Raw genomic sequence first — 10640 nt, forward strand, 5'->3', positions numbered from 1 at the left:
GCGGTAATAGCCAAGCCCTGCCCCGCAAACACAAAAAGAAAAGGGCGACCGAAGTCGCCCTTTTTCTGCATGCGCAGTTAATCGATATTATTCGATAACCTTGGCAACAACGCCGGCGCCTACAGTACGACCACCTTCACGGATGGCAAAACGCAGACCTTCGTCCATCGCGATTGGGCAGATCAGAGTTACGACCATCTTGATGTTATCGCCTGGCATAACCATTTCCACGCCTTCTGGCAGCTCGATGGTGCCAGTTACGTCTGTGGTACGGAAGTAGAACTGTGGACGGTAGCCCTTGAAGAATGGGGTATGACGACCGCCTTCTTCCTTGGACAGCACGTACACTTCAGATTCAAACTTGGTGTGCGGGGTGATGGTGTTAGGCTTAGCCAGAACCTGACCACGCTCAACGTCTTCACGCTTGATACCACGCAGCAGAACACCTACGTTCTCACCAGCACGGCCTTCGTCCAGCAGCTTGCGGAACATTTCCACGCCAGTACAGGTGGTCTTGGTGGTTTCTTTGATGCCGATGATGGCAACTTCTTCACCAACCTTGACGATACCGCGCTCAACACGACCGGTTACTACGGTACCACGGCCAGCGATAGAGAATACGTCTTCGATTGGCAGCAGGAACGGCAGGTCGATAGCACGCTCTGGCTCAGGGATGTAAGAATCCAGGGCAGCAGCCAGTTCGATGATCTTGCCTTCCCACGCTGCGTCGCCTTCCAGCGCCTTCAGAGCGGAACCACGGATGATCGGGGTGTCGTCGCCTGGGAAGTTGTACTCGGACAGAAGTTCACGAACTTCCATCTCCACCAGATCCAGCAGCTCTTCGTCATCAACCATGTCGCACTTGTTCAGGAACACGATGATGTACGGAACGCCTACTTGGCGACCCAGCAGGATGTGCTCACGAGTTTGCGGCATTGGGCCGTCAGTCGCAGCAACAACCAGGATAGCGCCGTCCATTTGAGCAGCACCGGTGATCATGTTCTTCACGTAGTCGGCGTGGCCCGGGCAGTCTACGTGTGCGTAGTGACGAGCCGGGGTGTCGTATTCAACGTGAGAGGTGTTGATGGTGATACCACGAGCCTTTTCTTCCGGTGCCTTGTCGATTTGGTCGAAAGCGAAGGCCTTACCGCCGTAAGTCTTGGCCAGCACTGCGGTGATGGCGGCAGTCAGGGTGGTCTTACCGTGGTCAACGTGGCCGATAGTACCTACGTTAACGTGGGGTTTTGTACGTTCAAATTTTTCTTTAGACACGACGTTGTCCTTCCTATGTTAGAGCCGCCCACCTCGACGGTGGGCGGTGATTACTTACTTAAGATTATTTAGCCTGACGCGCTTCAATCACCGCCAGAGCGATGTTGTTAGGAGTTTCGGCATACTTACCGAATTCCATGGCGTAAGAGGCACGACCTTGGGTAGCAGAACGCAGATCGGTTGCATAACCGAACATTTCAGCCAACGGTACCAGAGCACGGACGATCTTGCCAGATGGGCCATCTTCCATACCTTCGATGATACCGCGACGACGGTTCAAGTCACCGATCACATCACCCATGTAGTCTTCTGGGGTCTCGACTTCGACCTTCATGACTGGCTCGAGCAGAACCGGCTTGGCCTGCATGAAACCTGACTTGAACGCCATAGAAGCGGCGATCTTAAACGCCAGTTCAGAAGAGTCGACATCGTGGTAAGAACCGAAGTGCAGACGAACACCGACGTCCACAACTGGATAACCAGCCAGAGGACCAGACTTCAACTGCTCACGGATACCCTTGTCAACACCAGGGATGAATTCACCAGGAATTACACCACCCTTGATATCGTTGGTAAATTTGTAGCCAGCACCTTCTTCCAGCGGGAAGAGGTCGATCACAACGTGACCATACTGACCACGACCACCAGACTGCTTGGCGTGCTTACCCTGAATATCCTTCGCTTCGACACGAACGGTTTCACGATAGGCAACCTGCGGCTTACCGACGTTGGCTTCAACCTTGAACTCGCGACGCATACGGTCGACGATGATTTCCAGGTGCAATTCACCCATACCGGCGATGATGGTCTGACTGGATTCTTCGTCGGTCCACACGCGGAATGAGGGATCTTCCTGAGCCAGACGACCCAGTGCCAGACCCATCTTTTCCTGGTCAGCCTTGGTCTTCGGTTCAACGGCTACGGAGATAACCGGTTCCGGGAATTCCATACGCTCCAGGATGATAGGAGAAGCTTCGTTACACAGGGTGTCGCCAGTGGTGACATCCTTCAGACCGATGGCAGCCGCGATGTCACCAGCGCGAACTTCCTTGATCTCTTCACGCTTGTTAGCGTGCATCTGTACGATACGACCGATACGATCGCGCTTGCCCTTCACTGAGTTCAGAACGCTGTCACCAGAGTTCACCACACCAGAGTAGCAACGGAAGAAGGTCAGGTTACCAACGAACGGGTCGGTCGCGATCTTGAACGCCAGAGCAGAGAACGGCTCGTTATCGTCAGCATGACGCTCAGCTGGGGTACCATCTTCAAGTTGACCCGCGATAGCCGCGATGTCGGTCGGAGCTGGCAGGAATTCAACCACGGCATCCAGCATCGCCTGAACACCCTTGTTCTTGAATGCAGAACCACAGGTAACCAGGATGATTTCGTTGTTCAGCGCGCGCTGACGCAGAGCAGCCTTCAGTTCAACTTCAGTGAACTCTTCGCCGCTCAGATATTTTTCCATCAGTTCTTCTGATGCTTCTGCAGCTGCTTCGATCAGATTCTGATGCCACTCATCGGCAGCATCTTTCAGCTCAGCCGGGATCTCTTCGTAATCGAAGGTCACGCCCTGGTCAGCTTCGCTCCAGTTGATGGCTTTCATCTTGATCAGATCGATGACGCCCTTGAAGTTTTCTTCAGCACCGATAGGCAATTGCAGCGGAACTGGGTTGCCCTTCAGGCGGGACTTGATCTGTTCAACAGCACGCAGGAAGTTAGCACCGGTACGGTCCATCTTGTTGATGAAGGCAATACGCGGAACCTTGTACTTGTTAGCCTGACGCCATACGGTCTCAGACTGCGGCTGAACACCACCTACCGCACAGTAAACCATGACGGCACCGTCAAGCACACGCATAGAGCGTTCTACTTCGATGGTGAAGTCAACGTGACCGGGGGTATCGATGATGTTAATACGGTGCGGTTGGAACTGCTTGCCCATACCACTCCAGAAACAGGTGGTAGCAGCAGAGGTAATGGTGATACCACGCTCCTGCTCCTGTTCCATCCAGTCCATGGTGGCGGCGCCATCATGCACTTCACCGATCTTATGGCTAACACCGGTATAGAAAAGGACACGTTCGGTAGTAGTTGTCTTACCAGCATCAATGTGAGCACTGATACCAATGTTACGGTAACGCTCAATAGGTGTTGCACGAGCCACGATAGATATCCTCTTACTAAGGTCAGGCCTTAGATAATGAAAAATTGTGCAGACCCGAGGGCCTGCACAGTCGGATTACCAACGGTAATGAGCAAAAGCCTTGTTGGCTTCAGCCATACGATGCACGTCTTCACGCTTCTTGACAGCGGAACCCTTGTTCTCAGCGGCATCCAGCAGTTCGCCAGCCAGACGCTGAGCCATAGATTTTTCACCACGCTTGCGGGCAGCTTCAACCAACCAGCGCATGGCCAGTGCGTTACGACGCACAGGACGAACTTCTACTGGAACTTGGTAAGTAGAACCACCAACACGACGAGACTTAACTTCGACGGTCGGACGGATATGATCTAGGGCTTCTTCAAAGATAGCCATGTGATCTTTACCGCTCTTGGTAGAGATGATTTCAAGCGCACCATAAACGATGCTTTCGGAGACGGACTTTTTGCCGTCAACCATTACGACGTTAATGAACTTAGCCAGCAGCTCAGATCCGAACTTGGGATCCGGCAGAATTTTACGCTGACCAACAACGCGACGTCTTGGCATTTTGTATTCCTCGTAACTTCAGGTTTTACCCAAAACTAGAAAATAAATTTTCTAAATAACGTAATTAACGTTTGGCCTTACTCAACGGAGGAATCCATTAAGACTTAGGCTTTTTCACGCCATACTTGGAGCGGGATTGCTTACGGTCTTTAACACCGGCACAGTCCAGCGCACCACGAACAGTGTGATAACGCACACCCGGGAGATCCTTAACACGACCGCCACGGATCAGCACTACGGAGTGCTCTTGCAGGTTGTGACCTTCACCGCCGATATAGGAGGTGACTTCAAAACCATTGGTAAGACGAACACGGCATACTTTACGCAGAGCAGAGTTCGGCTTTTTTGGGGTGGTAGTATATACGCGAGTACATACGCCACGCTTTTGTGGGCACGCTTCCAGGGCAGGAACGGTGCTTTTCACAACTTGCTTAACGCGCGGCTTACGAACCAGCTGGTTAATAGTTGCCATCAAAAAGCTCCTAATAGCTTTACAAACATATGAAAAATCCTCCCCGCAGACACGGGGACGCGAAATTCTATGCGCAAGTGGTAAGTGAGTCAAGATTTATACAGAATACCACGCAAATGCCACAGAATTGGCGGCCCAAACCTGCAGAGTATAGGTCAACGATGACAATTTGCTGACAAAAGCAGCTACCAACGCAGGGGGCTGCCCTGCTCCGCCACTAGCTGCACGAAACCGGCCATATCGATCACTTGTCCCATGGCTGGACGCAGGCCGCGAGCCAACAGATCTTCGGCCAAAACATACAGGGGCAAACCGGCCTGCTGTAACTGCGGCAGAAACGCGGGAGCACAGGCAGCGATGACCCCATCCTGAGTCAGCAACAGGTGATCGCCCTCCCCGGCGAGCAGCAGACACTGCTCCAACGTCCGAGTGGCAAAGGGTGAGTCACGAACTATATGTAACATGCCAGGCTCCTTAAAACACCAGGCGCGAACGCGCCTGCGCCAGCAAAGAACGGAGCTCACATCGACTGACACTCTGAACCGGGATGGTTAGCGCATCCAGCGTCAGGCCCCGCTCGAGCAGGGAGTCAGCACAGACATAGCACTGCTCTATGTCATATAACGAAAAGAGCTTGAAGGTTGGCGTGTAGTCCCGTCCCAGCACGGCCGCAGGTTGCTGCCCCGCCAATAGCTGGTACACCCCATCCCCGATGAAGAAGACGGCGATCTCATCGCTCAGTGCCGAGCAGGCCAGCACGGCATCCAACCCCTCACGGCCCGCCGCCGAACCATGGGGCGCGGAATGAAACAGTACGGCTATATCACTCATCACCCACTCCTAGAACTGCACCAGGCGATCGACACCCAGAGCGGCTTCAGCCAGCTGTCCCAGCCCAGATAACACAAAGGGAGGTTGGACATTGGCGGCGGGCAATTGGGCCGTCGCCGCCTCGGCGGCATCGACCACCCCCCGACGCAGGGCTGCCGCGACGCAGACATCCAGCTCCACGCTATGCTCCTGAGCCAACCCCTGCCAAGCCGCGATCAGATCTTGCTCATCGCTGGCCGGAGAAGTCAGGGCGTTGGCATTGAGCACCCCCTCCTGGTAGAAGAAGACCTTACGCAGTGTATGTCCCTGAACGAGCAACGCCCGGGCAAACAGATAGGCTTGACTCGACGCCTCACTACCATAAGGCGCACCACAGACCAGCAGGGCAAAACTCAATGCCATCTTGTTACCTCACTTCGCCACGTAGGCAATGGCTTCCACTTCGACCAATACATCCTTGGGTAGACGCGCCACTTCGACGCAGGAGCGGGCCGGCGCGGCCTCACCCAGATATTTGGCGTAGACACCATTGAAGGCGGCGAAATCTTCCATATTCTTCAGGAAGCAGGTGGTCTTCACTACGGTCTGCGCCGTAGCGCCCGCCGCCTCAAGAATAGCCAGCAAATTCTTCATCACCTGCTCGGCTTGAACCTCAACGCTTCCAGTCACCAATTCCATGGTGGTGGGGTCCAGCGGGATCTGGCCCGAGGTGAAGACCAGATCGCCCAAGCGGGTGGCTTGAACATAGGGACCGATGGCGGCCGGGGCCTGATTGGTGTTGATCACCTCTTTTTGCATTCTCTGCTCCTTAGCATGTTGGGGAAAGGCCACTGCCGAACAGGGCCTGCTCAGCGCAGAAGTGTTCGCTTTCAGCGCCCGACTGTCAACCAATGCGCCACTCACTGAGCCGGTTTTAGCGATAAAAAAAGGAGCCCCGAAGGGCTCCTTACTGACAGTGGATTCGATTGACCGATCACTCGGCGTCGAAACTGCCTGCGGCATTCAACAGATCCGCCAGATTTTGCTGGGCCTCGTCCGCTGTCACCATGGGCGCGGGTGCTTGGGCAGCAGCCTTGCGCTTCTTGTGACGAGCTTCGTGGTAGGCAAAACCGGTACCGGCCGGGATCAAACGACCCACGATCACGTTCTCCTTCAGACCACGCAGATCATCCTTCTTACCAGACACGGCGGCTTCGGTCAGCACGCGCGTGGTTTCCTGGAAGGAAGCTGCGGAGATGAAGGACTCGGTGTTCAAGGAGGCCTTGGTGATCCCCATCAGCACGCGGCGATAGGTTGCCGGGCGCTTGCCTTCGGCTTCCAGCTTGCGGTTGGCGATCTTGGCGCGAGCGACTTCCACCTGTTCCCCTTCGAGGAATTCGGTGTCACCGCCGTTGATGATCTCACCCTTACGCAACATCTGACGAACAATGACTTCGATGTGCTTGTCGTTGATCTTAACGCCTTGCAGACGGTAAACGTCCTGCACTTCGTTAACGATGTAGTTAGCCACCGGGCTGATACCACGCAAGCGCAGAATGTCATGAGCAGATTCAGGACCATCGGCCAGCACTTCACCCTGTTGCACCTTTTCGCCTTCGAAGACGTTGAGGTTACGCCACTTCGGAATCATCTCTTCGTAGGCATCGCCACCATCGGTCGGCGTGATGACCAAACGGCGCTTGCCCTTGGTCTCCTTACCGAAGGAGATGGTACCGGAGATCTCGGCCAGAATAGCCGGTTCCTTCGGTTGACGCGCTTCGAACAAGTCGGCTACACGCGGCAGACCACCTGTGATGTCCTTGGTACCGCCAGAGGCTTGTGGAATACGCGCTACCGCGTCACCCACGCTCACCTGAGCACCATCTTCCAACTGGACAATTGCTTGGCCAGGCAGGAAGTACTGGGCGGAGATGTCAGTGCCAGGGATCAATACATCCTTGCCATTGGCATCGACCAGCTTCACGGTCGGACGCAGCTCTTTACCGGAGGAGGAACGCTCGTTGACGTCCAGCACTACGATAGAGGAGAGACCGGTCAACTCGTCGGTCTGACGGCTAACAGTTATACCGTCAACCATGTTCTCGAACTTGATGCGGCCTGCCACTTCCGTGATGATCGGGTGAGTGTGCGGATCCCAGTTAGCGACGATTTCGCCAGCGCGCACCGATTGGCCATCTTTCACTTCCAGTACGGAGCCATAGGGCAGCTTGTGGCTTTCCTTGGTCCGGCCCAGATCATCCATGATGGTCAGTTCGGAAGAACGCGAGGTAATAACCAGCTTGCCGGCACTGTTCGATACGAACTTGGCGTTCTGCAGCTTGATGGTACCCGTGTTCTTGACAGTAGCGCTGCTCTCAGCCGCCGCACGCGATGCCGCACCCCCGATGTGGAAGGTACGCATGGTGAGCTGGGTACCCGGTTCACCGATGGATTGGGCGGCGATAACACCGACCGCTTCACCGGCGTTGACCAAGTGGCCACGGGCCAGGTCACGACCGTAACAGTGACCGCAGATGCCGAAGTCAGTTTCACAAGTGATGGCAGAGCGCACCTTCATGCGGTCAACTGAGTTGGCTTCCAGAATGTTACACCACTGCTCATCCAGCAGAGTGTTACGTGGAATCAACAACTCATTAGTACCAGGCTTGAGCACATCTTCAGCCACCACACGACCCAGCACGCGCTCACGCAGCGGCTCGACCACGTCACCACCTTCGATCAGTGGCATCATCCACAGACCTTCGGAGGTACCGCAATCCGGCTCGGTGATCACCATATCTTGTGCCACGTCAACCAGACGACGAGTCAGGTAACCTGAGTTCGCTGTCTTCAAGGCGGTATCCGCCAGACCCTTACGCGCACCGTGAGTAGAGATGAAGTACTGGAGTACGTTCAGACCTTCACGGAAGTTCGCCACGATCGGCGTTTCAATGATAGAACCATCCGGCTTAGCCATCAGGCCCCGCATCCCCGCCAGCTGACGGATCTGAGCGGCAGAACCCCGCGCACCGGAGTCAGCCATCATAAAGACGCTGTTGAAAGAGGCTTGCTCTTCCTCTTCGCCCAAATGGTTGGTCGCCTTCTCCTTGGAGAGGTTTTCCATCATCGCCTTAGAGACACGCTCGTTGGCACTTGCCCAGATATCGATAACCTTGTTGTAGCGTTCGCCCGCCGTTACCAGACCAGATTGGAACTGCTCTTGAATTTCGGCAACTTCGGTCTCGGCCGCTTCGATGATCTGCTTCTTGGCATCCGGGATCACCATGTCGTTGATACCGACAGAGGAACCAGAGAGTGCCGCGTAATGGAAACCGGTATACATCAGTTGGTCAGCGAAGATAACTGTGTCTTTCAGGCCCAGCTTACGGTAGCAGGTGTTCAACAGCTTGGAGATGGACTTCTTGGCCAGCGGCTTGTTGGACACAAACTTGAACCAAGTTTGCGGACGGGCAGCCAGCTCGGCCTTCTCGGCCTCACTCAACACCTTGGGCTCATCGATCAGCGCATACTCCATGCCCTTAGGCAGGATCAGCGACAGGATGGCACGACCCACTGTAGTGTTCTTCAGCTCGGTGTGTGGCACCAGCTCACCGGCTTCATTCTTGCTGTATTCGGTGATACGGCACTTGACGCGGGCATGCAGTGACGCCAAGCCAGCACGGTAGACCTTCTCGGCTTCCTTCGAGCTAGCCAGCACCATGCCTTCACCCTTGGCACCCACCTTGGAACGGGTCATGTAATAGAGACCCAAGACCACGTCCTGTGAAGGAACAATGATAGGCTCGCCAGAGGCGGGAGACAGAATGTTGTTGGTCGACATCATCAGCGCACGGGCTTCGAGCTGGGCTTCCAGGGTCAGCGGTACGTGGACCGCCATCTGGTCACCGTCGAAGTCGGCGTTGAATGCCGAACAGACCAGCGGGTGCAGCTGAATCGCTTTACCTTCGATCAGGGTCGGTTCAAACGCCTGGATACCCAGACGGTGCAGCGTCGGCGCACGGTTCAGCATGACCGGATGTTCGCGGATGACTTCATCCAGAATATCCCATACCACCGCTTCTTCGCGCTCTACCATCTTCTTGGCAGCCTTGATGGTGGTCGCCAGACCACGGGCTTCCAACTTGCCATAGATGAAGGGCTTGAACAGTTCCAGCGCCATCTTCTTCGGCAGACCGCACTGATGCAGACGCAGAGTCGGGCCTACGGTAATTACGGAACGACCAGAGTAGTCGACGCGCTTACCCAGCAGGTTTTGACGGAAACGACCCTGCTTACCCTTGATCATGTCGGCCAGAGACTTCAGCGGACGCTTGTTCGAGCCAGTGATGGCACGACCGCGACGGCCGTTATCCAGCAGCGCATCGACGGACTCTTGCAGCATACGCTTTTCGTTGCGCACGATAATATCCGGCGCAGCCAAGTCCAGCAGACGCTTCAGACGGTTGTTCCGGTTAATGACCCGACGATAGAGATCGTTCAAGTCAGAGGTCGCGAAACGGCCGCCGTCCAGCGGTACCAACGGACGCAGATCCGGCGGCAACACAGGCAGCACTGTCATCACCATCCACTCCGGCTTGTTGCCAGAGAAGAGGAAGGCTTCCATCAGCTTCAGACGCTTGGTGGTCTTCTTGCGCTTGGTTTCGGAGTTGGTCTGATCCAGCTCTTCACGCATCTGGGCAATTTCTTGCTCCAGATCGATGGCACGCAGCAGCTCGAGGATCGCCTCGGCGCCCATCTTGGCTTCGAACTCGTCACCATACTCTTCCAGGGCATCCAGATACTGCTCTTCGGAGAGCATCTGACCACGTTCCAGCGCCGTCATGCCCGCTTCGATCACCACGAAGGATTCGAAGTAGAGCACGCGTTCGATGTCACGCAGGGTCATGTCCAGCAGCAGACCGATACGAGACGGCAGGGACTTCAGGAACCAGATGTGCGCCACAGGCGAGGCCAGTTCGATATGGCCCATACGCTCACGGCGTACCTTGGTCTGAGTCACTTCAACGCCGCACTTCTCGCAGATCACACCGCGATGCTTGAGGCGCTTGTACTTGCCACAGAGGCATTCGTAATCTTTTACCGGCCCGAAGATACGGGCGCAGAACAGGCCATCACGCTCCGGCTTGAAAGTCCGGTAGTTGATGGTTTCCGGCTTTTTCACTTCACCGAAAGACCAGGAACGGATCATATCCGGGGATGCCAGACCGATTTTGATACCATCAAACTCTTCGGTCTTGCTCTGGGCTTTCAAAAACTTAAGTAAGTCTTTCACGTGTGTCTCCCGTCAGGAGTTCAATCCTGGCGCCCCTTGCGGGGCGCCCTTGTCAATCTCGGCTTATAAGGGGCGCGAAC

Annotated in this window: 9 protein-coding genes; all 9 read right to left on the minus strand. The window is 55.2% G+C overall.

Going from position 1 to position 10640, the window contains the following annotated elements; translation table 11 throughout:
- Window positions 1–87: 87 nt before the first annotated feature.
- Window positions 88–1272, minus strand: a complete 1185-nt coding sequence (gene tuf / locus ACZYTD_RS01000) for an elongation factor Tu (RefSeq protein WP_463887994.1) — start codon at window positions 1270–1272, stop codon at window positions 88–90.
- Between the two features lie 64 nt (window positions 1273–1336).
- On the minus strand, window positions 1337–3439 hold the full coding sequence (gene fusA, locus ACZYTD_RS01005; RefSeq protein ID WP_463887996.1) for an elongation factor G: 2103 nt from the start codon (window positions 3437–3439) through the stop codon (window positions 1337–1339).
- Window positions 3440–3514: 75 nt separating this feature from the next.
- Window positions 3515–3985 (minus strand): 30S ribosomal protein S7, encoded by a 471-nt coding sequence (rpsG, locus tag ACZYTD_RS01010; protein ID WP_463887998.1) that lies wholly within the window; start codon window positions 3983–3985, stop codon window positions 3515–3517.
- Between the two features lie 97 nt (window positions 3986–4082).
- The gene (gene rpsL / locus ACZYTD_RS01015) at window positions 4083–4457 is read right to left on the minus strand and encodes a 30S ribosomal protein S12 (RefSeq protein ID WP_460882086.1); all 375 of its coding nucleotides are present in this window, start codon (window positions 4455–4457) and stop codon (window positions 4083–4085) included.
- A gap of 185 nt (window positions 4458–4642) precedes the next feature.
- Window positions 4643–4921 carry a sulfurtransferase complex subunit TusB gene (tusB, locus tag ACZYTD_RS01020; RefSeq protein ID WP_463888002.1) on the minus strand — a complete coding sequence of 93 codons (279 nt, stop codon included), beginning with the start codon at window positions 4919–4921 and terminating at the stop codon, window positions 4643–4645.
- A 10-nt stretch (window positions 4922–4931) separates the two neighbouring features.
- Window positions 4932–5288, minus strand: a complete 357-nt coding sequence (tusC, locus tag ACZYTD_RS01025) for a sulfurtransferase complex subunit TusC (RefSeq protein WP_463888005.1) — start codon at window positions 5286–5288, stop codon at window positions 4932–4934.
- Between the two features lie 9 nt (window positions 5289–5297).
- Window positions 5298–5690, minus strand: coding sequence for a sulfurtransferase complex subunit TusD (gene tusD, locus ACZYTD_RS01030; protein WP_463888008.1), 393 nt, complete (start codon window positions 5688–5690; stop codon window positions 5298–5300).
- Window positions 5691–5699: 9 nt separating this feature from the next.
- The gene (locus ACZYTD_RS01035; protein WP_463888010.1) at window positions 5700–6086 is read right to left on the minus strand and encodes a RidA family protein; all 387 of its coding nucleotides are present in this window, start codon (window positions 6084–6086) and stop codon (window positions 5700–5702) included.
- Window positions 6087–6261: 175 nt separating this feature from the next.
- The gene (gene rpoC / locus ACZYTD_RS01040; protein ID WP_463888012.1) at window positions 6262–10560 is read right to left on the minus strand and encodes a DNA-directed RNA polymerase subunit beta'; all 4299 of its coding nucleotides are present in this window, start codon (window positions 10558–10560) and stop codon (window positions 6262–6264) included.
- Window positions 10561–10640: the final 80 nt, after the last annotated feature.

Source organism: Pseudaeromonas sp. HNCC25DJ180, assembly GCF_055413345.1.